This window comes from Streptomyces sp. NPDC004542 (assembly GCF_040610035.1).
Classification (GTDB): Bacteria; Actinomycetota; Actinomycetes; order Streptomycetales; family Streptomycetaceae; genus Streptomyces.
Window position 1 is genome coordinate 1 of the sequence record NZ_JBEXLP010000097.1, and the last position, 26,016, is coordinate 26,016.

The 26,016-nt window shown below is 71.0% G+C and carries 18 protein-coding genes; 6 read left to right on the forward strand and 12 right to left on the reverse strand.

Annotated elements, in window-relative coordinates; translation table 11 throughout:
- From ABZX30_RS32515 to ABZX30_RS32525, 3 genes are all read right to left on the reverse strand, one after another.
- The coding region (locus tag ABZX30_RS32515; protein WP_355940242.1) for a hypothetical protein at window positions 1–473 on the reverse strand (473 nt) is incomplete at its 3' end.
- 2 nt (window positions 474–475) lie between these two features.
- Window positions 476–1,393, reverse strand: a complete 918-nt coding sequence (htpX, locus tag ABZX30_RS32520) for a zinc metalloprotease HtpX (RefSeq protein WP_355940245.1) — start codon at window positions 1,391–1,393, stop codon at window positions 476–478.
- Window positions 1,394–1,539: 146 nt separating this feature from the next.
- On the reverse strand, window positions 1,540–1,797 hold the full coding sequence (locus tag ABZX30_RS32525; protein ID WP_355940248.1) for a hypothetical protein: 258 nt from the start codon (window positions 1,795–1,797) through the stop codon (window positions 1,540–1,542).
- Between the two features lie 266 nt (window positions 1,798–2,063).
- On the opposite strand from ABZX30_RS32525, the gene ABZX30_RS32530 reads away from it, so the two are divergent.
- Window positions 2,064–2,309 carry a hypothetical protein gene (locus tag ABZX30_RS32530; RefSeq protein ID WP_355940251.1) on the forward strand — a complete coding sequence of 82 codons (246 nt, stop codon included), beginning with the start codon at window positions 2,064–2,066 and terminating at the stop codon, window positions 2,307–2,309.
- A gap of 124 nt (window positions 2,310–2,433) precedes the next feature.
- Here the strand turns inward: ABZX30_RS32530 and glnA are convergent, their stop codons facing one another.
- Window positions 2,434–3,843, reverse strand: a complete 1,410-nt coding sequence (gene glnA / locus ABZX30_RS32535; RefSeq protein WP_355940254.1) for a type I glutamate--ammonia ligase — start codon at window positions 3,841–3,843, stop codon at window positions 2,434–2,436.
- A 223-nt stretch (window positions 3,844–4,066) separates the two neighbouring features.
- On the opposite strand from glnA, the gene ABZX30_RS32540 reads away from it, so the two are divergent.
- Complete coding sequence (locus ABZX30_RS32540; RefSeq protein ID WP_355940256.1) at window positions 4,067–4,534, forward strand: RDD family protein; 468 nt, start codon at window positions 4,067–4,069, stop codon at window positions 4,532–4,534.
- 78 nt (window positions 4,535–4,612) lie between these two features.
- Here ABZX30_RS32540 and ABZX30_RS32545 read toward each other — a convergent pair whose 3' ends face one another.
- The 4 genes from ABZX30_RS32545 to lipB form a co-directional block, all read right to left on the reverse strand.
- Window positions 4,613–5,317 (reverse strand): DUF4191 domain-containing protein, encoded by a 705-nt coding sequence (locus ABZX30_RS32545; RefSeq protein WP_355940259.1) that lies wholly within the window; start codon window positions 5,315–5,317, stop codon window positions 4,613–4,615.
- A gap of 60 nt (window positions 5,318–5,377) precedes the next feature.
- Window positions 5,378–5,590 carry a hypothetical protein gene (locus tag ABZX30_RS32550; protein WP_355940262.1) on the reverse strand — a complete coding sequence of 71 codons (213 nt, stop codon included), beginning with the start codon at window positions 5,588–5,590 and terminating at the stop codon, window positions 5,378–5,380.
- A gap of 276 nt (window positions 5,591–5,866) precedes the next feature.
- A complete protein-coding gene (gene lipA, locus ABZX30_RS32555) occupies window positions 5,867–6,856 on the reverse strand; it encodes a lipoyl synthase (protein WP_355940265.1) in 990 nt (329 codons plus the stop codon).
- 191 nt (window positions 6,857–7,047) lie between these two features.
- A complete protein-coding gene (lipB, locus tag ABZX30_RS32560; protein ID WP_355940268.1) occupies window positions 7,048–7,845 on the reverse strand; it encodes a lipoyl(octanoyl) transferase LipB in 798 nt (265 codons plus the stop codon).
- A 246-nt stretch (window positions 7,846–8,091) separates the two neighbouring features.
- Here lipB and ABZX30_RS32565 point away from each other — a divergent pair, with 246 nt between their 5' ends.
- On the forward strand, window positions 8,092–9,528 hold the full coding sequence (locus tag ABZX30_RS32565; protein WP_355940271.1) for a regulator: 1,437 nt from the start codon (window positions 8,092–8,094) through the stop codon (window positions 9,526–9,528).
- A gap of 469 nt (window positions 9,529–9,997) precedes the next feature.
- On the opposite strand, the gene ABZX30_RS32570 is transcribed toward ABZX30_RS32565, so the two are convergent.
- A complete protein-coding gene (locus ABZX30_RS32570; protein WP_355940273.1) occupies window positions 9,998–11,356 on the reverse strand; it encodes an NAD(P)/FAD-dependent oxidoreductase in 1,359 nt (452 codons plus the stop codon).
- A gap of 163 nt (window positions 11,357–11,519) precedes the next feature.
- Complete coding sequence (locus ABZX30_RS32575; protein ID WP_355940276.1) at window positions 11,520–12,413, reverse strand: TIGR01777 family oxidoreductase; 894 nt, start codon at window positions 12,411–12,413, stop codon at window positions 11,520–11,522.
- 192 nt (window positions 12,414–12,605) lie between these two features.
- Between ABZX30_RS32575 and ABZX30_RS32580 the strand changes: the two genes are divergently transcribed.
- The gene (locus ABZX30_RS32580; RefSeq protein WP_355940279.1) at window positions 12,606–13,094 is read left to right on the forward strand and encodes a GNAT family N-acetyltransferase; all 489 of its coding nucleotides are present in this window, start codon (window positions 12,606–12,608) and stop codon (window positions 13,092–13,094) included.
- A gap of 3 nt (window positions 13,095–13,097) precedes the next feature.
- Here the strand turns inward: ABZX30_RS32580 and ABZX30_RS32585 are convergent, their stop codons facing one another.
- On the reverse strand, window positions 13,098–14,282 hold the full coding sequence (locus ABZX30_RS32585) for a MarP family serine protease (protein WP_355940281.1): 1,185 nt from the start codon (window positions 14,280–14,282) through the stop codon (window positions 13,098–13,100).
- 189 nt (window positions 14,283–14,471) lie between these two features.
- Between ABZX30_RS32585 and ABZX30_RS32590 the strand changes: the two genes are divergently transcribed.
- Complete coding sequence (locus ABZX30_RS32590; protein ID WP_355940284.1) at window positions 14,472–15,314, forward strand: peptidoglycan recognition protein; 843 nt, start codon at window positions 14,472–14,474, stop codon at window positions 15,312–15,314.
- Window positions 15,315–15,488: 174 nt separating this feature from the next.
- Window positions 15,489–17,513 carry a hypothetical protein gene (locus tag ABZX30_RS32595; protein ID WP_355940287.1) on the forward strand — a complete coding sequence of 675 codons (2,025 nt, stop codon included), beginning with the start codon at window positions 15,489–15,491 and terminating at the stop codon, window positions 17,511–17,513.
- 389 nt (window positions 17,514–17,902) lie between these two features.
- Here the strand turns inward: ABZX30_RS32595 and ABZX30_RS32600 are convergent, their stop codons facing one another.
- The gene (locus ABZX30_RS32600) at window positions 17,903–25,198 is read right to left on the reverse strand and encodes a hypothetical protein (protein WP_355940290.1); all 7,296 of its coding nucleotides are present in this window, start codon (window positions 25,196–25,198) and stop codon (window positions 17,903–17,905) included.
- Between the last annotated feature and the right edge of the window lie 818 nt (window positions 25,199–26,016).

Genomic DNA, 26,016 nt, shown 5'->3' on the forward strand with positions numbered 1-26,016 from the left:
CGCCGCTGCCCGGGCAGCGGCGCGAAGGGGTAGAAGGTGCCCCTCTTGTAGAGGTACACCAACGCCAGCCGGTGCCCCGAGTCGTCCCGGAAACCGGCCAGGGAGCACAGCAGCTGCGGGCCGAAGCCGTTGGCCTCCATGGAGCTGTTCACCGCGTGCAGGTCGTTGACCAGCTGGGGCAGCTGGTCGGGGGTGCGCCGGGAGACCAGCCAGGAGTAGCCGTAGTCGTCCTGGCGCAGTTCCACCGGCGGTCCGGTGCGGTCCGTGTCCGCGTCGAGGAGCGCCTGGACCTCCCGGTGCGTCTGCTCGAAGGCCGCGCCCTCGACCGTGGCGAAGCACACCGCGCCGCCCCCGGTCGGGGTGAACCCGGCGGCCGCCTCCAGGGTCACGGCCGCCGAGGGCAGCGCGAACAGCTGGTCCAGGTCGGGTGCGACCGGCCTGGTACGGCCGAGGAGGATGTCCAGGAGCCCCATGCTCACCCCGCCCTGCCCGGCCGCGCCGCCTCACCCAGCTCGCCGGAGATCCGGGCCAGCTGCTGCAGCCGCTGCTCCAGGCTGGGGTGGGTGGAGAAGAGCCGGGACAGCCCGGGCTCGGAGCCCAGCGCGGGGGTGAAGTAGAAGGCGTTGAAGGCCTGGGCCGTGCGCAGGTCCTCCGTCGGGATCCGGGCGATGTCGCCGGTGACCTTGGTGAGCGCGGAGGCCAGCGCCGACGGGCGGCCGGTCAGCAGCGCCGCCGCGCGGTCCGCGGCCAGCTCCCGGTAGCGGGACAGTGCCCGGATGAGCAGGAAGCTGATGGCGTACACGGCCGCCGAGACGGCCATCACGAGTGCGAGCAGGGCGGCGGTGTTCTGGTCCCTGCGGCCCCCGAACAGACCGGAGTAGAACGCGAACCGGACGATCAGACCCGCGATCACACCGAGGAACGAGGCGATCGTGATCACGGCGACGTCCCGGTGGGCCACGTGCGACAGCTCGTGCGCGAGCACGCCCTCGAGCTCCGCCGGCTCCAGCCGCCTGAGCAGCCCGCTGGTCACGCAGACCACGGCGTTGTCGGCGTTCCGCCCGGTCGCGAACGCGTTCGGCATGTCCATGCTGGACACGGCGACGACCGGCTTGGGCATGTCCGCGATGGCGCACAGCCGGTCGATCACCGCGTGCAGCTCGGGGTACTCCTCCCGCTCCACGACCCGCCCGTGCATGGCGAACAGCGCGATCCGGTCGGAGAACCAGTACTGGGCGCCGAGCAGCGCCGCCGCGATCACCACCACCAGCAGGTAGGATTTCAGCAGCACGATCAACGCGGCGACGAACCCCACGTACAGCAACCCGAGCAGGAACAGGGTCAGTCCCATGCGCGCGGTCAGCTGCCGGTCGCTCCGGAAGCGGCTCTGCATCGTCCATCACCCCGCAGTCAGGCACTCGTCCCGCTGTCCAGTGTGCACCCGAGGCTTCCCATGAAGAGGTTCCGAACGGCCCTAGGAGCAGCAAAAGGTCCCGGTGCGCTTCGGCGCGCTCCGGAACGCCGTCAGGGGCCGGCGCGTCACCGGTAGGCCCGCATCCGGGCGTAACCGAGCAGCACGATCACCGCGGCCACGCAGCCCAGCACCACCGCCGTAGATATCCACGACGACCGGCGCGGCGCCACGGGGTCCGGGTCCGCGCGGAACGGTGCCGGATCCGGCGGGTTCTCCTTCCACCGGGCGGCCAGCATCCGGGCCCGGGCGGACGGCTCCTTGTGCTCGGCCGAGCTCGCCCACCGGTGGTCGAACTCCTGCTCCCAGTCGTCCGGTTCAGTCATCCCCGTGCAGCCTCTCTCGTCCGGCAGGGTCAGGAGGGACGGTCCCCCGAGTGTAGGAAGCCTGGGAAGGGCGGAAGGTTGCACGGGATGCCGGGTGGTCGCCGGGAAGCTAGCATCGAGAGTGAGAGCCGCGCTGCAGGCTGTGACCAGCCCTGCTTCTGTACTCAGGCGGCACACCTACGACCGCGCCGGATTTTCGCAGGCGGCCGCGGCCATCCGTCTCGTGCACCGGCAAGACCGCACGAGGGATGGGAGGAGGTTCACTCATGAAGGCACAACGCGCGAGGCGTCTCGTCGCGGTCTCCGCGATCGGCGTTCTGATGGCCGGCGGCGCCACCATCGGCGCGGCGGGCACGGCCTCGGCAGCCGTCCCGACGAAGGCTCCGACACATTTCGGCTGCTTCGACCGCTTCGGCTTCAACCACTGCGGTTTCGGCTTCCGCAACGGCTTCAACAACGGCTTCAACAACGGGTTCAACACCGGTGGGGTCGTGGTGATCGTGGTCGGCTGAGAGCCGCGCTGAACGGCGGAACGGCGCAACGGTCAACGGTGAGGGCCGCCACCCGTGGGGTGGCGGCCCTCATCCGTCTCGGCTCGCTCAGACCGGGCGGATCACACCGCTCAGACCGGGCGGATCACACGTCGAAGTAGAGCTCGAACTCGTGCGGGTGCGGACGGAGCTGGAGCGGGGCGATCTCGTTCGTGCGCTTGAAGTCGATCCACGTCTCGATCAGGTCGGACGTGAAGACGTCACCGGCGAGCAGGAACTCGTGGTCGGCCTCGAGGGAGTCGAGGACGGCCGGGAGCGAGGTCGGGACCTGCGCGACGTTCGCGTGCTCCTCGGGAGCCAGCTCGTAGAGGTCCTTGTCGATCGGCTCGGCCGGCTCGATCTTGTTCTTGATGCCGTCCAGGCCGGCGAGGAGCAGGGCCGAGAAGGCGAGGTACGGGTTGCCGGAGGAGTCGGGCGCGCGGAACTCGACGCGCTTGGCCTTCGGGTTCGAACCCGTGATCGGGATACGCATCGCGGCGGAGCGGTTGCGCTGCGAGTACACCAGGTTGATCGGCGCCTCGAAGCCCGGGACCAGGCGGTGGTACGAGTTCACCGTCGGGTTGGTGAAGGCGAGCAGCGACGGGGCGTGCTTGAGGATGCCGCCGATGTAGTAGCGGGCGGTGTCCGACAGGCCGGCGTAACCCTGCTCGTCGTAGAACAGCGGCTCGCCGTTGGTCCACAGCGACTGGTGCACGTGCATGCCCGAGCCGTTGTCGCCGAAGATCGGCTTCGGCATGAAGGTCGCGGTCTTGCCGTTGCGCCAGGCGACGTTCTTCACGATGTACTTGAAGAGCTGGAGGTCGTCGGCGGCGGCGAGCAGCGTGTTGAACCTGTAGTTGATCTCGGCCTGGCCGGCGGTGCCGACCTCGTGGTGCTGGCGCTCGACCTTCAGGCCGGACCGCTCCAGCTCCAGGGAGATCTCGGCGCGCAGGTCGGCGAAGTGGTCGACCGGCGCCACCGGGAAGTAGCCGCCCTTGTAGCGGACCTTGTACCCGCGGTTGTTCTCCAGGGCGCCGGTGTTCCAGGCACCCGCCTCGGAGTCGATGTGGTAGAAGGACTCGTTCGCGCTGGTCGCGAAGCGGACGGAGTCGAAAACGTAGAACTCGGCCTCGGGGCCGAAGAACGCGGTGTCCGCGATCCCGGTGGAGGCGAGGTACGCCTCGGCCTTCTTCGCCACGTTGCGCGGGTCACGGGAGTACTGCTCGCCCGTGATCGGGTCGTGGATGAAGAAGTTGATGTTGAGGGTCTTGTCACGGCGGAAGGGGTCGACCCGGGCGGTCGACAGGTCCGCGCGCAGCGCCATGTCGGACTCGTGAATGGCCTGGAAGCCACGGATCGACGATCCGTCGAAGGCGAGCTCCTCGTCCGGGTCGAACGCCTCGACGGGCACCGTGAAGTGCTGCATGACGCCCGGCAGGTCGCAGAACCGGACGTCGACGAACTTGACGTCCTCGTCCGCGATGAACTTCTTGGCCTCGTCGGCGTTCTGGAACATCCAGCTCCTCCTACTCCCGGCCGTTCCCGTGCCGGGGTGGTAGTTCGTAAGTGCGGCCAGTGCGGTGGCACACGCTGGCCTCGACCCTAGGGACGGGTGATTTCTCGGGCGTGACCCATTTGTTTCGCAGAAGTTAACCGGTGCTGGTTCCACCGTAGCCCCGGCCACACCGGGGGACACCCCGGCGTCCGGCGGGCATATGCGGGCGCAGTACCGTGGACGGGTGGACAACAGGCAAGCAATCGGATCGTGGCTTTCCGGGCCGCGTGCGGCCATGGAGGACGCCGGTGCCGACTTCGGGTACCGGGGCGAGCAGCTCGGTCTGCCCGAGGACGGACCTGGCTCGATCGCCCGTCCGGGACGGCGGCTGGGCGCGCTGGCCGTGGACTGGGGCCTGTGCGTCCTGATCGCATACGGCCTGATCACGCGCGGCTACAGCCCCGCCACCAGCAACTGGGCGCTGCTCGTCTTCCTGGTCCTGAGCGTCCTGACCGTCGGCACGGTCGGGTTCACGCCCGGCAAGCGCCTCTTCGGCATCCGCGTGGTCGGCGTGGAGAGCGGCCGCGTCCAGCCGCTGCGTTCCCTGGTCCGCACGGTCCTGCTGTGCCTGGCGATCCCGGCCCTGATCTGGGACCGCGACGGCCGCGGGCTGCACGACCGGCTGGCCAGGACGGTCGAGGTCCGCGTCTAGAGGCAGGACGCACGGGTACGACGATGGGGGCGCCCGGATCACTCCGGGCGCCCCCATCGTCGTACCCGTGCGAGAGGGTCAGCGGGCCTTCGGGCCGCCGCCGCGCGGCATCCGCATGCCCTTCGGCATCGGGCCCTTCGGCAGCGGCATGTTGCTCATCAGGTCGCCCATCGCGCGCAGCCGGTCGTTGGTGGCGGTCACCTGGGGGCCGGTGAGGACCCGCGGGAGCTTGAGCATCGTGGTGCGCAGCTTCTTCAGCTCGACCTGGCCCTCGCCCGTGCCGACGATCAGGTCGTGCACCGGCACGTCGGCGACGATGCGGTTCATCTTCTTCTTCTCGGCGGCCAGCAGGCTCTTCACCCGGTTCGGGTTGCCCTCGGCGACCAGCACGATGCCGGCCTTGCCGACCGCGCGGTGCACCACGTCCTGGCTGCGGTTCATCGCCACCGCGGGGGTGGTCGTCCAGCCCCGGCCGACGTTGTCGAGCACGGCCGCGGCGGCGCCCGGCTGGCCCTCCATCTGACCGAAGGCGGCCCGCTCGGCCCGGCGGCCGAACACGATCGCCGTCCCCAGGAAGGCGAGCAGCAGGCCCAGGATGCCGAGATAGATGGGGTGCCCGATCAAGAAGCCGATCGCGAGGAAGACACCGAGAATGCCGATGCCGACGGCTGCGAGTACAAGACCGATCTTCTTGTCGGCCTTGCGGGTCATCTTGTAGGTAAGGGCGATCTGTTTCAGTCGCCCGGGGTTCGCAGCGTCCGCTGCGGTTTCCTTCCTCGCCATGCCACGAAGTCTACGTGGCCCCGGGGACGCCCACGACGGCAGTGTCCCGGAGGGCGCGGTTCAGGGGCGGGTCATGGGGCGGGGGCTGAGCGTCTGCTCGAGGACGCGCTCGGCCTCGACCCGGTCCTTGGCGCGGCGGCGGTCCTCCAGGACCGAGGTCCAGGCGTTGCGGCGGGCGGTGCGCTGGCCGCCGCTCATGAGCAGGGACTCGACGGCTCGGAGTGCGTCGGTGAACGACGGGATGGCGGTGGCGCGAACGGGCGCGGCCTGCATGTGGAGGTCCCCCTCGATACGTACGGCTGCGGATACGGGTGTACGCGGCGTGAGTCCAGCGTCACTGTTTGGTGTTACCAGGGCGTGTCCGACCGGTCAAACGGCAATGAAGCCTGATGGGAGCGGGCAGAAACGGCGACGCGGCCCTGACGGGCGCCCTCATCTGCGAGGACGGTCAGGACCGCGTCGTATCGGTCACTACTGGCCGGTAGTTCCTTGTGCGTGACTTCACACGTGTGTCTCGCGCCCGTACGGGGCAGACGGGACGGCCGCGCGTCAGACGGCCTGCGCGGCGATCTGGGTGCCGTCCCGCCGCGGAGCCGCCGAATGACGCTGCTCGATGGCCATCCGGTACAGCCGTCCGGCACGGTAGGAGGAGCGGACCAGCGGGCCGGACATCACACCGGAGAAGCCGATCTGCTCGGCCTCCTCCTTCAGCTCCACGAACTCCTGCGGCTTCACCCAGCGCTCCACCGGGTGGTGGCGGACGCTCGGGCGCAGGTACTGCGTGATGGTGACCAGCTCGCAGCCGGCCTCGTGCAGCTGCCTCAGCGCCTCGCTGACCTCCTCGCGGGTCTCACCCATGCCGAGGATCAGGTTGGACTTGGTGACCAGGCCGTGATCGCGGGCCTCGGTGATGACCTTCAGCGAGCGCTCGTAGCGGAAGCCGGGGCGGATCCGCTTGAAGATCCGGGGGACCGTCTCGACGTTGTGCGCGAAGACCTCGGGGCGGGCGGAGAAGACCTCGGCCAGCTGCTCGGGGACCGCGTTGAAGTCGGGGGCCAGCAGCTCCACCTTCGTCCGGCCGCCCTCGCGGTCCGCCGTCTGCCGGTGGATCTGGCGCACGGTCTCGGCGTACAGCCAGGCGCCGCCGTCCTCCAGGTCGTCGCGGGCGACGCCGGTGATGGTGGCGTAGTTCAGGTCCATGGTGACCACGGACTCGCCCACGCGGCGCGGCTCGTCGCGGTCCAGCGCCTCGGGCTTGCCGGTGTCGATCTGGCAGAAGTCGCAGCGCCGGGTGCACTGGTCGCCGCCGATGAGGAAGGTCGCCTCCCGGTCCTCCCAGCACTCGTAGATGTTCGGGCAGCCGGCTTCCTGGCAGACCGTGTGCAGGCCCTCGCTCTTGACGAGGTTCTGCATCTTCGTGTATTCGGGGCCCATTTTCGCCCGGGTCTTGATCCACTCGGGCTTGCGCTCGATGGGGGTCTGGCTGTTGCGGACCTCCAGGCGCAGCATCTTGCGTCCGTCGGGTGCGACTGCGGACACGACCGGCTCCCTAGCGATTGGTTCTTCGGCGTGCTCAAGGGTACGCCCGTGCGAAATCCAGCCCCTCCGGCGTCCGAGGGGTGGGGTTCCAGGGGGGCGGATCCCCCTGGCGGGGTCGAAGGGGAGGAGCCCCTGGGGTGTGGGGGAGGGCGGGGCGGCGGGGCGAGAGGAGCCGGTGCCGCGCCCGGCCGTCACGCCGGCGTGCGCTCGATCTCCCGCGGCTTGAGCTCCGCGTGCTCGAGTACGTCCCTCAGGTGCCGCTCGACCACCGGCAGCACCTCGTCGATCGTCACGTCGCGGCCCAGCTCGCCGGCGAGGGAGGCCACCCCGGCGTCCCGGATGCCGCACGGGATGATCTTGTCGAACCATTTGTTGTCCGGGTTCACGTTCAAGGCGAAGCCGTGCATCGTCACGCCCTTCGCCACCCGGATGCCGATCGCGGCGATCTTGCGGTCCTCGCGGCGCTGGCCTGCGTTCGAGGGCGCGTACTCCGGGCCGTTCATCCGGGGGTCGAACTCCTCGTCCGTCAGGCGCGGGTCGAAGTCCAGCGACAGCCCGCCGAGCGCCGGCCGCTGCTCGACCGGGTCACCGAGGACCCACACCCCGCTGCGGCCCTCGACCCGGGTGGTCTCGAGGCCGAACTCCGCGCAGGCGCGGATCAGCGCCTCCTCCAGGCGTCGTACGTGCGCGACCACGTCCACCGGGCGCGGCAGTTTCTGGATCGGGTAGCCGACCAGCTGGCCCGGGCCGTGCCAGGTGATCTTGCCGCCGCGGTCCACGTCGATGACCGGGGTGCCGTCGAGGGGGCGCTCGCTGTCCTCGGTGCGGCGGCCCGCGGTGTACACGGGGGGGTGTTCGAGGAGCAGCACGGTGTCGGGGACCTCGTCGGCGAACCGCGCCGCGTGCACCCGGCGCTGCTCGTCCCAGGCCACCTGGTAGTCCACGGCCTCGGCACCGAATCCCATGCGGACGAACCGCAACCCACTCACGGCAAGCGCCTCCCTAGAAGCTCGTAAGGCACGTAACGTGCCTACGCCACTGTACGTCCGGGCGCGGCGCGTCAGCCTCGGGGGCAATCCTCACACGATCGGATGAATGAACGCGAAAGCGTGTGATCACCTGCTCACCCTCAGCTACATTCGCGCCGTTCACGAGGCCATAAGGGCTGCTCACAGGCAATCCGGGCGCAAGCGGCCAGGCTGCTTGGGTTCGAAAGGCAGGAGACCGCACCGCAGATGACGGAACGACCCGCGCAGCGCACCCCCAACCGTCAGCTCGCCGCGCTCATCGCAGAAGCGGGGTTCTCCCACGCGGGTCTGGCCCGCCGCGTGGACCAGCTCGGTCTCGAACACGGGCTGGACCTGAGATACGACAAGACATCGGTGACCCGGTGGCTGCGCGGCCAGCAGCCGAGGGGGACCACTCCCGCGCTCATCGCCGAGGTCTTCACCCGGCGTCTCGGCCGCCGTCTGACCGCCCAGGACCTGGGTCTGGACGCCTGTGCGCCGGTCTACGCGGGCCTGGAGTTCGCGGCGGGTCCCGAGGAGGCCGTCGACATCGTCAGCGGGCTGTGGCGCAAGGACTCCGGCAGCCACGCCGAGCTGCGCAAGATCGCCTTCACCCCGGCGGGCCTCGTCGTGCCCAGCCGGGACTGGCTGATCGGCCGGCCCGACGACAAGGTGGCCCGCGGCGAGCCGCCCGCCCGGGTGCCCGCGCGGGGCCGCCCGGTGGTGCCCCGCCAGCGCGGCCAGGCCGAGCGCGGCCCCGGCCAGAAGGTCACCGCCGGCGACATCGCCGCCCTCCGCTCCGTCGGCGAGCTCTTCCGCACCCTCGACGACGCCTACGGCGGCGGCCACGCCCGTCAGGCCCTGGTCCGCTACCTCGAGCACGAGTGCGAGCCCATGCTGCGCGGCACCTACGGCGAGCAGACCGGCCGCCGGCTGTTCGCCGCCGCGGCCGACCTGACCCGCCTCGCGGGCTGGACCTCGTACGACATCGCCGCGCACGGACTCGCCCAGCGCTACTTCGTGCAGGCGCTGCGGCTCTCCCAGGCGGCCGGGGACCGGACCTACGGCTCCTACGTCCTGGTCACCATGAGCCGCCAGGCCGTCTACCTGGGGCACGGCCGGGAGGCCGTCCAGCTGGCCCGCGTGGCGCAGCAGGGCGTCGGGGGCGGTGCCCCACCCGTCGTGCAGGCGCTGCTGCACGCCGCCGAGGCGCGGGCGCACGGTGTGCTGGGGGAGGTGCGGGCGTGCACCGGCGCGCTGGTGCGGGCCGAGCGAGCCCTGGAGGCGGCCCGCCCCGGGGACGAGGTGCCGTACTGGGCCCGCTTCTTCGACGAGGCGCAGCTCGCCGACGAGTTCGGGCACTGCCACCGGGACCTCCAGCAGTTCCGCGCCGCCGCCCAGCACGCCGAGCGGTCCCTGCAACTGCGCGCCCCCTCGTACGCCCGCAGCCGGCTGTTCTGCCGGGTCGTCCTCGCCACCGCCCGGCTCGGCCTCGGTGAACTCGACCAGGCCTGCGCGCTGGGCGCGGAGGCGGCCGGGCAGGCGGCGGAGATGCGCTCGGTCCGGGCGGTCGAGTACGTCAGGGACTTCGAACGCCGGCTGGAGCCCTACCGCGACGCGGCCTCGGTCCGCGGCTACCGCGACCGCATCGCGGCCCTCGGCTGAGCCCCTGCCCCTTCCCGGCCTGGCACCTGGCCTTGGGCCACGGTCGGCCCAGGGCCCCGGGCCCCGGCCCCGGCCCCGGCCCCGGGCCTTGGACCCGGGCCTTGAACCGCGACCGCATCGCGGCCCTCGGCTGAGCCCCTGCCCCTTCCGGGGCTCCGGCCCCGGCCCCGGCCTGGCCGTGGGCCACGGTCGGTCCAGGGCCTCGAGTCCCAGACCCGGGCCCCGGGCCCCGGGCCCCGGCTCCGGGCCCCGGCTCCGGGCCTTGGACCCGGGCCTTGGACCCGAATCCGGGCCGCCTTCGCCGAGCCCGGACCGCCGACGAGGCCGACACTCCCGACCCGGGGCGCGTCACCGGCCCCGGGTCGCCTTCCTCGACCTCAGGCCGCCATCCGCGACCTCGGGATCGCCCCGGACCCGGGCCGTCCTTCCCGACTCCGGGCCGCCCCGGCCCCGGGCCGCCGCCCAGGGCTCAGGCCGCCTTCTTCAGGGTGGTCGGTGGGTCCGCTCGGTGCATCGAGCCTGACGCGCCGAGGTCCGCCAGGACCGCGGCGGCGGCTCGGTGGGCCGAGTGCAGCGCGCCCTGGACGGTGCTGGTGTCACGGTGGTCGCCGCACACGTACAGGCCCGCCATCAGCCGCACCGGCCGCCGCAGGTCGTGCGGCGGGCGCATCGCGGGGACGGCCTCGGCCGTGTGGTGCACGGCCAGCGTCTCCCAGCGGCGCGTCGAGGTGCCGTACAGCCGGGACAGGTGCATGCGTACGGCGGTGTCGACGCCCTCGGGCGGGGTACCGAGGACCGTCGAGGAGATCAGCGCCCGGCCCGCGGGCGCGCGGCTCGGGTCGACGTTGCTGAGCACCGCGGTGTGCGCGACGGGGCCGCCGCGGTCCGCCTCCAGCAGGAGCGAGGCGCCCGTCGCCGGCGGCTCGTCGGTCGTGTGGTGGACCACCGTGACCGGGTGGAAGTCCGGCACGCGCAGCCCGGGCAGCAGTTCGGCCGCGGCACGCGCGTCGGTCGCCAGCAGGACCGCACGGCAGCGGAACTCGCCGTGCTCGGCGGTGGTCACGGCCGTGGTGGCCACGGAGGTGGCCCGGACCCCGGTGTGCACGGTACCGGGGGGAAGGGACCGCGCCAGCAGGTCCGGCAGCACCTCGGCGCCGCCCTCCGGCACGCACAGCCGGCCGCCGGCGAAGGAGCGCAGCGCGAGGTCGGCGCACCGGCTGGAGGTGGTCAGCTCCGGGTCGCAGAGCAGGGCGGCGAGCAGCGGGCGCAGGAAGCCGTCGAGGGTGCGGGCGGGCACCCCGCGGGCGGCGAGGGCCTCGGTGGCGGGCAGCTCGGGGCGGGCCAGGAGGCGTGCGACGGGCGTACCGGCGATCCGGGCGAGAGCCGCCTGGAGGCGCGCCTGGTCGACGGCGCCGCCCACCGGGGCACCGGTCCTGCGCACGGGCGACACCGCCGCGCACCTGGGGGCGGTTGCCAGGGCGCGTACCGCATGGAGTGCGCCCCTTGCGCTCCCGACGGCCGCCGGTGCCCCCGCGCGCTGCCGGCGGCCGTCGCGGTGCAGCAGGACGCCGGGCGCGAAGGGGCGCAGGACGAGGGCGTCGAGCCCCGGTGTCTGGCGCAGCTCCGGATACGACGTGGACAGGAGCCGGCCGATCCGGTCGAGCCGGAAGCCGTCGACCTTCTCCGTCGACATCCGGCCGCCCACACCCGGGGCGGCTTCCAGGACCGCGGTCGTCACTCCTGCGCTGGTCAGCCGATGTGCCGCCGAGAGACCGGCGATCCCGGCTCCCACGATGACGACGTCCACCTGGTACACGGGCTCAAGCACGAGGCCCCTCCTCGAGGTTGTGCGGCCGGTGGAGACGTCACGCCCCCAGCAGGCTCCAGGGATACCCGAGTTCGGATCGAGGCTAGGGCCCTGATCGGTCAGATGCAGTCGCGCATGAACAGGGCACGGTCGCACGGCGGTCGCATACGGTCACAGGAGTTCATCAGGCTGCTCGGATCGCGTCCTCGATCCCCGGGAACGCGAAGGTGAACCCCGACTCCAGCAGTCGCTTGGGCACCACCCGTTGACTGCCCAGCACGTCCCCCGCCATCTCGCCCAGCGCGGCCCTGAGCACCGGTGCCGGGACCGTGAACGCCGTCGGCCGGTGCAGTACGCGCCCCATGGCCTCCGTGATCTCCTGGTTGGTCAGCGGCTGCGGGGCGGTCAGGTTGAAGGGCCCGGACAGCCCGTCGGCGGCGATGAGATGGCGCAGCGCGGCCACCTCGTCGTGCAGCGCGATGTACGACCAGTACTGCCGCCCGTCGCCCATGCGGCCGCCGAGCCCCGCCTTGAACAGCGGGAAGAGCCGTCCCCACGCGCCGCCGCCGCGGGCCACCACCAGCCCGGTCCGCGCGAACACCGTCCGCACGCCCGCCTCCTGCGCCGGCGCGGTGGCCTCCTCCCACTCCACGCACACCGACGGCAGGAAACCGTCCCCGGGCGGGGTGTCCTCGTCGACCACCCGGTCCCCGGTCTCGCCGTAGATGCCGATCGCGCTGCCGCTGACCAGGACACGCGGCGGCTCGTCGAGCGAGGCGACGGTCTCCGCCAGCGCCGCCGTGCCGAGCACCCGGCTCTCCCGGATCCGCCGCTTGTACTCGTCCGTCCAGCGGTGGTCGCCCACGCCCGCGCCGGCGAGGTTGACCACCGCGTCGCAGCCGATGAGCCCGGCCGCGTCCACGTACTGCCCCTCCGGGTCCCAGCAGACCTCGTCCTCGCTCCGGGCCGCACGGCGCACCAGGCGCACCACCTCGTGTCCGTCGGCGGTCAGGGACCGCACCAGAGCGCTGCCGATGAGACCGGAGGCGCCGGTCACCGCGATGCGTGATCTTTGCATGCCTCTCATCCTGCCCCGTGCGTGCGTGAAAACCCCGTGAGGTCCGGGGGCCTGTCCGGCCATTCCGTCTGCCGCACCTCCGTCTGCCGCACCTGCGTCTGCCACACCGGGTGACCGGCCCGGCCCCGGCCTCCGGGCGGGCGCCGGGAAAATCGCCGGACGGGCCCCGGCCCCCGCCATAGGGTGACCGGCATGTCCGACGCTTCCCTACGCACCGCCCGGCCCGAGGACGGCGAGGCACTGACACTCATCGACGTGGCCACCTGGTCGCACCTGCACGCGGTGATGCCCGAGCCGCGGCCCCCGTACCCGCCGTTCTTCGACGAGCGGCACGCGGTCGAGGACCACCTGGTCGCCGAGTCGGACGGCCGCGTCGTGGGGTACGTCCGCCTGGGCCGCCCCACCCCGCTCGACTGCAACGCGCACGTACGGCAGATCCAGGGCCTCGCCGTCGCGCACGAGGCCCGCGGGCTGGGCGTCGGCCGCGCGCTGGTGCGTGCCGCCGTCGCGGAAGCCCGCCGGCGCGGCGCCCGCCGCATCACCCTGCGCGTCCTCGGGCACAACACCCCCGCCCGCAGGCTGTACGCGTCCGAGGGCTTCGTCGTGGAGGGCGTGCTGCCGGGGGAGTTCCTGCTGGGCGGGGAGTACGTGGACGACGTGTTCATGGGCCGCCCCCTGTGACGCTCAGGAGGTGGCCAGCTCCCCGGTGTCCACCGGCGCCGTCGCGTTCTTCGCCCGGGCGGCGTCCGCGGACACCTCGTCCGCCGTCAGCACGTACCCCGTCTCGTCGTCCGAGGTGGAGCGGGCGAAGACCACGCCGAACACCCGGCCCCGGGTGGTCAGCAGCGGGCCGCCGGAGTTGCCGGGCCGGACCGTCGACCGTATGGAGTAGATCTCGCGGGTGACGGTGGCGTCGTTGTAGATGTTCTGGCCGGTCGCCCGCACCCGGTTCGCCACCGTGGCCGCCTGCAGATCGAGGTCGCCGTCCTGCGGGTAGCCCGCGACCACCGCCGAGTCACCGCGTGAGGCGTCGTCGTCGAAGCGGAGCACGGGAGCGCGCAGATACGGCACGTACAGCACGGCCACGTCCCGGTCCGGGTCGAAGAGCACCACGCGTGCCTCGTACGACTGCCCGACACCCCCGATGCTCACGGTCGGGGCGTCGATGCCCGCCACCACGTGCGCGTTGGTCATCACGTGCTCCGGCGCGTACACGAACCCGCTCCCCTCACGCCCCTGGGTGCCGGAGACGCCCTCGATCTTCACCGTGCTCGTCTTCGCGGCGCGCGTGGCGCTGGGCGTGACGTTGTCGCCGGAGGGCTTGGCGACCCGGGCCGTCGACTCGTTCTCGAAGGGGTTGAAGACCTGCGGGAAGCCCGCCTCGGTGAGGGCGGACGTCGCCCGCGAGAACCACGTCGGCGTGGTGTCCGGCATCGCCTTCTGCACCGCGCCCAGCAGCGCGGAGTCCTGTATCGCCGTGGTCACCGTCAGGGACGAGGACGCGCCCAGCACACTCGCGGCCACCCACGACACGATCAGCACGGCGACCGAGTTCGCCGCCGCCCCGCCGATCCCGTCGGCGACCCGCAGCGGCCCCTCGTCCAGCTCGCGCCGCAGCCGCAGCGCCAGCCGCCCCGCCAGCTCGTGCCCCACCACGCCCGGCACCAGCACCGTCAGCACCGCGGCCACGGTCGCCGCCGGCGTTCCGCGCGTGACCAGGTCCATCACCCACGGCAGCACCCACACACCCACAACCGCCCCGCCCACGAACCCGGCCAGCGAGACGCAGCCGGCCACCAGCCCACGCCGGTAACCGGACGCCGCGTAGGCCAGGATCACCAGCACAAGCACCAGGTCGAGCACGTCCACGGAGCCGCCTTTCTCTCGGACCCCCTAGTACGGGTGGGACGGGCCCAGTGATCAGTTGCACGCACCCGGCACCCCAGGATCCGGCCACGGGCCCGTGTACCCCCAGAAACGTTCCGGACCGGGACGATGGTTCCGCCAGGTGGCACAGCGCACATCGCGGGCCGAGCGGTCCCCGCCGACATTGGGACCATGGACGCACGCGCCGCCGCCCGCACCCTGCTGGGCTGTCTGCCCGGCCTCGTCGCCGTCCTCGCGACCGCGCTGTGCGCCCGTGGCATCGAGGACACGGTCGCCGCGGCCCGGCACACGCGGACGGCGGCGGCCCCCGCCGGAGCCGGCCGGGCGGATCCCGCGGCCCGCCACCGCGCCGCCCGGCCGCGCATCCTGCCGCGCTCCGCCTGGCTGGACACCAGCACCGCCCGGCACACCCAGCCGCCACCGCGCTACGACGACAAGGTCGTCGCCGTCTTCGTCCACCACACCGACTCGCCCAACGGCTACGCCTGTACCGACACGCCCCGCATCATCCGCGCCCTGTACTCCGGCCAGACCGGCGCCCGCCGCTGGGACGACCTCGGCTACAACTTCGTCGTCGACCGCTGCGGCACCGTCTACGAGGGCCGCGCGGGCGGCGCCGACCGCCCCGTCACCGGCGCCCACGCCCTCGGCTTCAACCACCGCACCGCCGGCATCGCCGCCCTCGGCACCTTCACCGCCGGGATCCCCGTCCCGCGGGCCATGACGGACGCGATCGCCGCGCTGACCGCCTGGAAGCTCGGCCTGGCCGGCGTCGACCCGCGGTCCCGGGTGGCGCTGGTCTCCAGCAGCAGCGCCAGCCGCTTCAAGAGCGGCACCGCCGTCACCCTGCCCGCCGTCGCCGGTCACAACGAGGGCTACAGGACGACCTGCCCGGGCGCGGCCCTCACCGCGAAGCTCCCGGCCATCCGGGAGGCGGCGGCACGGCTCCAGGGCAGGGGGCAGGAGGGCAGGAGCGCGGTCGGTACGGCGAAAGGAGAACGACCCATTCCGTAACAGGAAATGAATAATCTCGGTCGTTCAGGTGTACAACCTTTGGCCCTCGGTCGCTGTCGAACTGCCCGTACAGACGTGTAGAAGACAGAATTCCGGGGGGAATCCTTGTCCATGGCGATCCGTTGGCTTTGCGCTGCCCTGAGGGTGCGGGGGAAGACCGAGCTATTCCTTGTATTGCTGTTCGGCGCGGGTTTCGCCGCGCTCCCGGTCTTCGCCCTGCTGCCGTCCCTGTGGGGATTCGCCGTGGCGTCGGCCGTGACCTACCTCGCGGACGAGGTGCTGCACGCCCGCGCCCCCGGTTTCGTACGCCGGCTGGCGACGCTCCAGCTGAGCCGCACGATGCGGTTCGCCATCCGGACGGTGATGCTGCTCGCCCTCGCCGACCGCACGGAAGCGCCGGACGCGGTGCTGGTCGCCGGACTGGCCGTGTTCAGCGTCCACTTCGCGCTGGTGATGCTGTACTCCGCGGTGCACCGTGCCATCAGCATCCGGCGCGGCCTGCCCGTCGTCGTACGCAACCTCGACATGAGCGGGGCGCGCATCCCGCAGAGCCCGGCCGCCCTCCTCAACCGGCGCTTCCTGCGCAAGCTCCTCCACCTCGACCTGCCGGCCCACGCGGGGCTGCTGGCCGCGCTGGCGACGGGCACGTGGTACCCGGCGGGCGTCGGCTACACGCTGACGACCGGCCTGTCCGTGGCGGCCGTACTGGCACTGCTCCGGCACTTCCGCGCGGCCCGCCGCACGCCCGGCCGGGACGAGACGATCGCCGAGGTCAACCGGCAACTGGCCGCATACCGCCCCGAGGTGGCGCTGTACTTCAGCTTCGCCGCCGTCTCCCGGGACTTCATGTACCAGGTCAACATGTGGATCGAGACGCTGGAGCGGCTCGACCGCCGCCCGGTGATCATCCTCCGGGAGAAGGCCTCCTTCCGCCACCTCGGCCGCACCCGGATCCCGGTCCTGTGCGTGCCCAAGGCCGACGACCTGGCCGAGCTCGACCTGTCCGGCGTCCGCGTCGTGCTCTACCCGGGCAACGCCGGCAAGAACGTGCACATGCTGCGCGTCGCCGAGGCCAAGCACGTCTTCATCGGCCACGGCGACAGCGACAAGCTCGCCAGCAGCAACCGCGTGAGCAAGGTCTACGACGAGATCTGGGTGGCCGGCCGGGCGGGCCGCGACCGCTACCGGCGCGTACGCCACGCCATCAGCGACGAGTCCATCGTCGAGGTGGGCCGCCCCCAGCTGTCCCCGATCCGCCCGCACGCCGACCACACCCCCGGCCCGCTGCCCGTCGTCCTGTACGCCCCCACCTGGGAGGGCTGGAGCGACGACGACTGCCACACGTCCCTCATCCCGATGGGCGTGCCGCTGATCGAGAAGCTCCTCACCGAGAACGTCCGCGTCCTCTACAAGCCCCACCCCCTCACCGGCAAGCGCTCGGCGGAGGCCGCCGCCGCCGACCAGGCCGTCCGCGCCCTGCTGCGGGCCGACAACGAGCGCCGGGACGCGGCCGGGGCGGAGGCCGCGGTGGCCGCCGCCACGCCCCGCCTCCAGGAGATCCAGGCCCGCCTCGACGAACTGGCCGGCCGCGGCGAGGGCGACTACACCCAGCAGACCCGAGACGCCCGCGTCCCCGACCGGGACGGCGCCGCCGAATGGCAGGCCCTGCGCGCCGAATGGCACCGCCTCTTCTGGGAGTCCCGCGGCCCCGTCCGCCACAACGTCATCCTCAAGCAGCTCCCCACCCTCTACGACTGCTTCAACCAGGCGGACATCCTCATCAGCGACGTCTCCTCCGTGGTCGCCGACTTCGTGGCCAGCCTCAAGCCGTACGTCCTGACCAACGCCCACGATCTCCCCGACGAGGAATTCCGCGCCGCGTACACCACGGCGGGCGGCGCATATCTCCTGGACCGCGAATGCACCCGCCTCACGGAAATCCTCGATTCGGTACGCGATCCCCACCGCGACCCGATGACGGCGGCCCGCCGGACCCTCAAGGAATACGTACTGGGACCGGACAACCCCACGTCCATGGAACGCTTCAACGCGGCGGTCAACACCCTCGCCGAAAGAGCGGAACTCGACCTGGCCGACCACCGCCCGGACCCGCCCGCGGACCAGCTGTTCCCGCAGCAGCGGACCGCTTCCGACGACGCTGCCGGACGGATGAACCTGGAGCGCACGAGCAACGGCTGAGCGAGGGACCCAGGACGAGCCCGAGCCGGCGCCGCCGCTCACCGTGCGGCTCCCGCCCGTGATCGACTCCGCCGCGACCCGCGGTTCGTCAACGGTGGCGCGCAGCCGGTCCGGTCCGGCTTCCGTGGTTTCGCCGCCGGGAACGGTGCGGGCTCCGCATGAGGGGAGGGCAGCACGTTCGGGTACGTCCGCCCGAGAGCGGTGCCTGTTCCCGCGTCCCGTGCTCCAGACGGTCGGCGGTGGGAGATCCGGACACCGGTTCGGCACCGCTCTCACCGCGATCCGTCCGGCCAGGTCCTCGCCATGGCGTTGGCCGTCCGCCGTCCACCCTCCGCGACATCTCCGCGAAGCCCACCATCACGGGCTTCTACCTCTCGGTCTCCCCGCCATCAGTGCGGGACCGAACCTCGGGCTCCGGATCCAGAACCACCGGCGCCTCGCCCTTGAAGGCCTGCCCAGGTCTGCTCATCACCGTGCGTTTCGGTCTCGCCGAGCCCGCGGGCCGCATTCTGCCCACTCGTGAACACTGTCCCGCCGGGCACCGGGTGAGGAGACACGGGCGCATGCGCACCGGTGAACGAGTGCGGTGCGGACCCGGCGTCCGAGGTCGCCGCGGGTTCCGGTCCCGGAGGCGCCACCACGGTGAAACCGGCGTCCGGCAGGTGGGCGCCGAAGAGCCCCCACGAACCCACACCAACACCCGGGGAATCCAGTACCTGGTCGCTCGGACCGGCCAGGGGGGCACCGGGTTCATACGGCATGCTGCCGGACGCGGATCGATGCCCTGCCGCGGAGCGGCCGCCGCTCCCTGCCCCGGGGGCGTGCGGTGGTGGGGCGTCGAGGTCCCCGGTGGGGAACGATTCACCCGAGGGTGAGGATGTCCCAGGCAGCCCCGCGACGACCGGGTCGGCAGGCCGCGCACTTGTCCCCTGCCGCCCGGCAGCGCGCTTCCGCTTGGCCGCAGGAGCGCTGGAGTCAGCAGGAGCCTTCCTCTTCCTGGTGCTATCACCCACGGCACGGGTGGGGGTGCTGAGCTGGAGGTGGGCCACGACCTTGTCGGGCAGTCCGTGACTGCTGGGGAGTTGTACGCCGTGGGTGCGCAGGAGGCCGATGTATGCGTTCAGGGAGCGTGAGGTGCCTGAGGCGTCGATGAACTCGGTGTCGGCGGGTGGGTCCTGGATGGGTGCGTCGGGTTCCCGGCCTTGGTGGGCGTAGTGGTCGCGCAGGGCTTGGAGGGCTTGTGCGGACACCGTCCGCCGGATGGCGGAGGGCTTGTTGCCGATGGTGGTGGGCAGGCCGGCGGCGATCAGGGCTTCCGCGCCCTCCACCGAGACACCCGTAGTCCCGTTGTACACATTGCGGAACCACCTTCCGTTCACGGTCGGTGCATCAGCACCCGTCAACAGCGTGTCATCAGCGGGGAGTTTTTCTTGGGCGCTGGAGTTGTTGTCGTAGTACTGGCGCAGGGCGCGGGCGGCGTGGAACGGATCGATGCCTGGGTGCCGGGCTTGGGTGGGGGTGCTGAGCTGGAGGTGGGTGACGACCCGGTCGGGCAGCCCGTGCCCCTTGGGGAGTTGTATGCCGTGGTTGCGCAGGTGGCCGATGTATTCGGTGAGGGAGCGTGAGGTGCCTGAGGCGTCGATGAACTCGGCATCGGCGGGCGGGTCCTGGACGTCAGGTTCCTGGCCCTGGTGGGCGTAGTGGTCGCGCAGGGCTTGGAGGGCTTGTGCGGACACCGTCCGCCGGATGGCGGAGGGCTTCTTGCCGGCAGCGGTAGGCAGGCCGGCGGCGATCAGGGCTTCCGCGCCCTCCACCGAGACACCCGTAGTCCCGTTGTACACATTGTGGAACCACTTACCAGGGACGTCCGGGACACCAGCACCCGTCAACAGCGCGTTCCTAGAAGGGAGTTTTACTTGGGAGCTGGTGTCGTTGCGGTAGTAGTGGCGCAGGGCGCGGGCGGCATGGAACGGATCAAGGCCCGCGCGCCGGGCGTGGGTGTTGAGCTGGAGGTGGGTGACGACTTCGTCGGGCAGTCCGTGAGTGCTGGGGAGTTGTACGCCGTGGTTGCGCAGGTGGCCGATGTATTCGGTCAGGGAGCGTGAGGTGCCTGAGGCGTCGATGAATTCGGTGTCGGCGGGTGGGTCCTGGACGGGCGCGTCAGGTTCCTGGTCTTGGTGGGCGTAGTGGTCGCGCAGGGCTTGCAAAGCCTGCGCGGACACCGCTCGCCGGATGGCGGAGGGCTTGTTGCCGGGGATGGTGGTGGGCAGGCCGGCGGCGATCAGGGCCTCCACGCCCTCCACCGACACACCCGTCTCCCCGCTGTACACACTGCGGAACCACTTGCCGGGCACAGTCGGTGCACCAGCACCCGTCAACAGCGTGCTTTCAGGGGGGAGTTTTCCTGCCGTGCTGGTGTCGTTGCGGTAGTAGTGGCGCAGGGCGCGGGCGGCGTGGAACGGATCGATGCCCACGCGCCGGGTGTGGGTGTGGGTGCCGAGCTGGAGGTGGGTCACGACCTTGTCGGGCAGGCGGTGACCTTCGGGGAGTTGTACGCCGTGGTTGCGCAGGTGGCCGATGTATTCGGTCAGGGAGCGTGAGGTGCCTGAGGCGTCGATGAATTCGGCATCGGCGGGTAGGTCCTGGACGGGTCCGTCGGGTTCCTGGTCCGGGCGGATGTAGTGGTCATACAGGGCTTGCAGGGCTTGTGCGGACACCGTCCGCCGGATGTTGGAGGGCTTGTTGCCGATGGTGGTGGGCAGGCCGGCGGCGATCAGGGCTTCCGCGCCCTCCACCGAGACACCCGTAGTCCCGTTGTACATATTGCGGAACCACTTGCCGTTCACGATCGGTGCACCAGCACCCGTCAACAGCGTGTCATCTGAGGGGAGTTTGCCTTGGGCGGTGGGGTTGTTTTCGTAGTAGTGGCTCAGGGCGCGGGCGGCGTGGAACGGATCGGTGCCCGTGCGCCGGGTGTGGGTGTGGGTGCCGAGCTGGAGGTGGGTCACGACCTTGTCGGGCAGGCGGTGACCTTCGGGGAGTTGTACGCCGTGGTTGCGCAGGTGGCCGATGTATTCGGTCAGGGAGCGTGTGGTGCCTGAGGCGTCGATGAACACCGCGTCGGCGGGTGGGTCCTGGAGGGGTGCGTCGGGTTCCTGGTCCTGGTGGGCGTAATGGTCGTGCAGGGCTTGGAGGGCTTGTGTGGATACCGTTCGCCGGATGGCGGAGGGCTTGTTGCCGGGGATGGTGGTGGGCAGGCCGGCGGCGATCAGGGCCTCCGCGCCCTCCACCGACACACCCGTAGCCCCGCTGTACACATTACGGAACCACTTACCAGGGACGTCCGGGGCACCAGCACCCGTCAACAGATCTTTTCTAGAAGGGAGTTGATTTTGGGCGCTGGTGTTGTTGCGGTAGTAGTGGTGCAGGGCGCGGGCGGCGTGGAACGGATCGATGCCCGCGCGCCGGGTGTGGGTGTTGAGCTGGAGGTGGGTGACGACCTTGGCGGGCAGTCCGTGACTGCTGGGGAGTTGCACATTGTGGGTGCGCAGGTGGCCGATGTATTGGGTCAGGGAGCGTGTGGTGCCTGAGGCGTCGATGAATTCGGTGTCGGCGGGTGGGTCCTGGAGGGGTGCGTCGGGTTCCTGGCCTTGGTGGGCGTAGTGGTCGCGCAGGGCTTGGAGGGCTTGTGCGGACACGGTCCGCCGGATGGCGGAGGGCTTGCCGGGGATGGTGGTGGGCAGGCCGGCGGCGATCAGGGCCTCCACGCCCTCCACCGACACACCCGTAGCCCCGCTGTACACACTGTAAAACCATTTGCCAGGGACGTCCGGGGCACCAGCGCCCTTCAACGACTCCTTTTGAGAGGGGAGTTTGCCTTGGGCAGTGGGGTTGTTTTCGTAGTGGTGGCTCAGGGCGCGGGCGGCCTGGAACGGATCGACGCCCGCGCGCCGGTGAGGTGGTGTGGGAGGCAGGAAGAGGATCTCGTCGGCTTCCGGCAGGCCTGCCTCCCGCAGGCGCGCGAACGTGGGAGGCGCGACCGCTGCCCTGCCCCGGCTGATGGCCCTCAGCCAGCGTCCCAGGGAGATGTCCCTGCCACCGGCCGACACCGTCCAGTCAGAGCCAGGAAGCTGATCCGCCTTGGCATGACGGTTGTGCTGGTAGAACCGCCGCAGGTGATCAACGACCTCACCGACCGTCAGCCCGCTTCTTGCCTTGTCGTCCCTGGCTTCTTCGGCCGCCCTCAGCCGTTCGGAGCCCTGCGTGGTGTAACCGGTGCGCTCCAGGGCCTGGAGGGTCTGCGGAGTGAGCGCTGTCCGCCCCGCCGCCACGCCCTGCAGCCAGCCGTGCAGGTCCACCGGATACTCCTGCCCGAGCAGTGAGACCGGCCCGGGCTCCGCTGTCACACCCGTACCCTGCTGCACGAACAGGTCCCGCACACGAGACAGCCACCACGCCTCAGCCGCGGTATCCGGCCCGTGCTGCTGAAGCCAGTCCACCGTCTCCTGAACCACCGCGGCGATATACAAGTGACGCAGATGCGGGTAGCGGTCCTTCTCCAGGGAGAGCCCGGCTTCTGCCAGCGCATCGGCCACCGACTCATCCGTCCAAGTCCCGTACGCCTGCGGCCCGGTCAGCACCGCGAGCAGGCCCGGCACCTCATCACGAGGCACGATCTCCTGCGCAGCACGCCCCCACCGGTACGGGCGGAAGTACTCCTCACCCGGCCACACCCGTCCCCACTGTCCCGACTGCGGATCCTGCGGCAGCACCCGTTCCACCAACACCGGAGGCGGCACGTCCGCAACGGCGGCCCTGTCCTCCCGCCCGGTCCTCGGACCCCGCCACACCACGACAGGAGGCGGCGGCACCTCAAAAGTGGGAAGAAACAGCCCCTGCACAAAGGCACCAGCGGCAGCCGGATCCACCCGACGCAGCCTTACCGCACCCTCACCACCCTCACCATCATTACCATCACCGTCATCCTCGCCATCGGAACCGAACAGGTCTCCCTCCCAGTCGTCCTCGCCGTTCCCCGCCCCTGAGACCTCACCATCACCGGGACCAGGTGACCCGAACAGATCACCTGTTCCAGCATCCCCGGTCCCAGTGTTGTCCCCGGCCGCGGCAGACTGCGGCGCAATCCCCGCCTCGAACGCCTGCGGAAGCGCAGCGGGCTGCGAACCGAACGACTCTTGCCCGCCCGCACCCGGATCCCGAGCCCAGTCCATCACCGACGGATCAGCACCGATGCCATCGACACCCGGCCCAACGGACAGACCACCCACCGACCCGACCGGTGGCGCGGTGAACCCGTCCCAGAAGCCGTCCGGCAGGGCACCAGTCGCGGCCGAGTCCGCGTACCGCGATCCACTCGGTTCCCCATACGGTGCGGTCAACCAGGTCTGTGACATCCCCGCGGCAGACGTCTCCGCCACTCCGGACTCCTGCCCCGGCGCCTCCTGCCACTCACCGCTGTGTCCCTGCTGCCCCTCGCCCGGGCTTTGCCACATGCCGCCACGAAGCCGCGCCGGATCCACCCTGGATCCCGAGGTCACATCCACCGCGATCTGTTCCGCCAGCTGGCGTGTCGTCATGTGGGGGAAGACCCAGCCGCCTGCCACCAGACGCCGACGCGACTCCTTGACCATGTCACGATCCGCCTCGACACCCCTCTGGCGAAGCAGGGAATCCACCGTGCGGTACAGATCCTCATCCGGATCCAGCCGCCCTGCCCCGGAGACCGTCGCGAGTCCGGGGCGGAGGTCGTCGATCTGGCCGGTGGTGGGTGCCGTGGTGGTGTCCGGTACCGGCTCGGCCGCCCTGTGGTCGGTGCCGCCGGAGGCTGTGGCCCTTCGACGGCCTGCCGCGGGCCGGGACGAGTCCTCCCCCCGGTGGGCCGTCGCGGTCGCGATCCTGGTCGCCTCCGATGACGGCGGTGTGCTGACGCGGGAGGCGCCCGGCTCGGTGGTGGCGGTCGGCCGAGGAGCTACAGCCGGGATCTGTGCCGCCGCGGTCCCTTCGCTCGTGCCGGCGGCGGGACGGCTCACGCTCGTGTCCGCCACGGTCGTGCTTCCGCTCGCGGTCCGGCTCGTGCCCGCGCTGGTCGGGCGGTTGCTCTGCGAGGGCTCCGTGCCGGTCGTGCGGGTCGGTTCCGAGGAGGCCACTGCCGCCGGCCGGCCCGCCCCCTGGGAAGCGGCAGCGGGCCGTTGCGTGTCCGGGGCGACGGGGGCGGAAGTGGTCGCCGCCGCGGCCAGTGTCTCCACGGTGGCACCGGTGCCGCTGCCGCTGTCGGCGGGTGTACCGACGTCGTGGGTACCGTCCCCGGTCTGCTGCCGGGTACCGGTGTGCTCGCCGGATGCCGTGGGGACGCGAAGCGGCTTCACCGTTCCCGGGGTGCCGGACCGGGTGTCCTCGCCGGGCTCCGCCGTGTGCCTGGTAATTCCCGGGGGCGGGCTCACCGTGGACAACGACGCAGGCAGCACACCGGGCGACGAGAGACCCGCGAGACCACCTGGCGCATCCAGCCCGTTGACACCACCGGAACCCCCGGCCGGCCCACCCGACGCCTGCGATCCCGTCACCTCATAACCCGGCTCCCCGGCGGCCCCCTTCTGCTCCAGAGTGGACGCATCCCTCTTCCCCTCGGTCGCCGCACCCCGCATCGCCTCGCGCACTTTCCCGACGCTCTCGCCGACCCCCCGATGAAGCAGCGATTCACTCCGCTCGCTCACACCGGCGGTCCAAAAACTCGTCGCGAACGAACTCCACGAGAACGGCACCCCGTAGAACGCCATCGCCAGCAACGTCTCCGGCAACGCCTCCGTCAGACCGTCCGCAACGAACTCCGACACCTTCCCCGGCGTCCGCAACACCCGGTCCAGCACCGACAGCTCATTCGTCCCCGACGGCAGATCCCGCCCCACCTTCGACGTCAGATCGCCCGACACGTCCTTCGTCAGATCACGACTCATCTCCCTGCCGAACAGCCCGTTGAACCGATCCGCAGCCCCCCGCAACGGACCCGACAGCCAGCCGGCCGCACCACCGATCGCGGCATTCTGACCAATCGCACCCCAGTCCACACCAGAAGGCTTCATATCCGGCGCGTTGAACGCCATCAGCCCCAGACGCACCACCAACGCCTGGAAAGCCTCCTCCAACGCCTCACTCAGGCTCGGCATCACATGCGTCCGCCGCAGAAAAAGATCCAACGTCGTCAGAAAAGCCGCGGTGCTGCGCGCCTTCGCCTCGGCCGCCTCACCCGCAGCCGCAGGATTGATCCACGCCGTCGCCGCCAAAATCGTCAACTCGATCACCAGACGGATCAACTCCGCGATGATCTGCCACTTACTCTCCTGAATGTTCAGCGACTGATCACGATGCCCCGCCGCGACATTCTTCAGAGAGTTCTGGTACTCCCGCAGGTAATTCGTGCCCCCATGCGCACCCGTCAGCACCGAGATCGCCCGCACGTAAGAACGCCCCGCGTCACCCGGCAGCGAATCACCGATGTGCTTCACCGAATAGTCGATGTCGTCCTCGAGCGCCCCCATCCGACGCCCGAACTCCGACAGCTTCCGGCTGCTCTCCATCGCCCCCGTCTCACTGGCCTGAGGCAGAGCGGAGCCGATCAACGCGATCAGAATCGCGTTCAACGCATCCGAAACACGAAGATCACCCATGGTCAGCGCCGGCCGCTGTTTCGGTGAGGTGCCCCGCCCCGTGCGTTCCTCTGCCGAAGCAGGGTGGCCTGGGGCCTTGCCAGGCCGGTCGCACGGTGCGGCGCCGGTGCCGCAGGCAGTGTCACGACCTCACCGCCGTCCGCTGCGGCCGACCGCATCGCATCCCAGATCACCATCCTGGCGTCTCCCATCCCTCCGGCCAGAGCGGGCTGTACACGGCGACGGGCAGCCAACTACGCGCGAGGGCACACACAGAGGAACGGGACCGTACCGCGAGCCGTCGTAGCCGCGGGCAGGCCCCACGGAAAGGCCGCTCCCCAGCCCGGTCGGACGCTCGCAGCCCGGTCAGCCTCAGTATCCAGCGCCATGCAACCGGCATCGTCCGCGATTGCCCACCACAGAGGCCTCGGACGGTCCGATCGGGCAGTGCTTCCTGCCCCGCTGTGCATACTCTGGCTTCGGGAAGCCGTATCCCGTCGGCTGCCCACCCAGGGCCCGGTCCAAAGCCCAAGCGGTCACCACGGGCACACCGTCCCCCACATGGACAACGACTTCGCCACAGCGGCCGGGGTAATCAAAGGGTTGCAGCAGAGAGACGCGCATGCGGTGATCACGACTTCACCGCCCTGACGTAGCCCCCAGCCTGCAGTTCCCGGGTCTGTGTAGCGAACGGCTCTGGCCCGTAATCGGTGGTAACGAACGGTGACGGGCATTGTTGGCAAGGAGCCTTTTCCATCCTCAGTCTGAGCTGGTCAGATGAAGGGTCAGGACGGCCTGGACGAGTTTGGTGATCCGGGTGGTTGAGCACCGGAGCTTGC

Coding starts and splice junctions, on each gene's coding strand:
- ABZX30_RS32590 (WP_355940284.1), top strand. CDS start 14,472: ATGGACGCACGCGCCGCCGCCCGCACCCTGCTGGGCTGTCTGCCCGGC.
- htpX (WP_355940245.1), bottom strand. CDS start 1,393: ATGCAGAGCCGCTTCCGGAGCGACCGGCAGCTGACCGCGCGCATGGGA.
- ABZX30_RS32575 (WP_355940276.1), bottom strand. CDS start 12,413: ATGCAAAGATCACGCATCGCGGTGACCGGCGCCTCCGGTCTCATCGGC.
- ABZX30_RS32580 (WP_355940279.1), top strand. CDS start 12,606: ATGTCCGACGCTTCCCTACGCACCGCCCGGCCCGAGGACGGCGAGGCA.
- ABZX30_RS32525 (WP_355940248.1), bottom strand. CDS start 1,797: ATGACTGAACCGGACGACTGGGAGCAGGAGTTCGACCACCGGTGGGCG.
- ABZX30_RS32565 (WP_355940271.1), top strand. CDS start 8,092: ATGACGGAACGACCCGCGCAGCGCACCCCCAACCGTCAGCTCGCCGCG.
- glnA (WP_355940254.1), bottom strand. CDS start 3,843: ATGTTCCAGAACGCCGACGAGGCCAAGAAGTTCATCGCGGACGAGGAC.
- ABZX30_RS32600 (WP_355940290.1), bottom strand. CDS start 25,198: ATGGGTGATCTTCGTGTTTCGGATGCGTTGAACGCGATTCTGATCGCG.
- ABZX30_RS32545 (WP_355940259.1), bottom strand. CDS start 5,317: ATGGCGAGGAAGGAAACCGCAGCGGACGCTGCGAACCCCGGGCGACTG.
- ABZX30_RS32530 (WP_355940251.1), top strand. CDS start 2,064: ATGAAGGCACAACGCGCGAGGCGTCTCGTCGCGGTCTCCGCGATCGGC.
- ABZX30_RS32550 (WP_355940262.1), bottom strand. CDS start 5,590: ATGCAGGCCGCGCCCGTTCGCGCCACCGCCATCCCGTCGTTCACCGAC.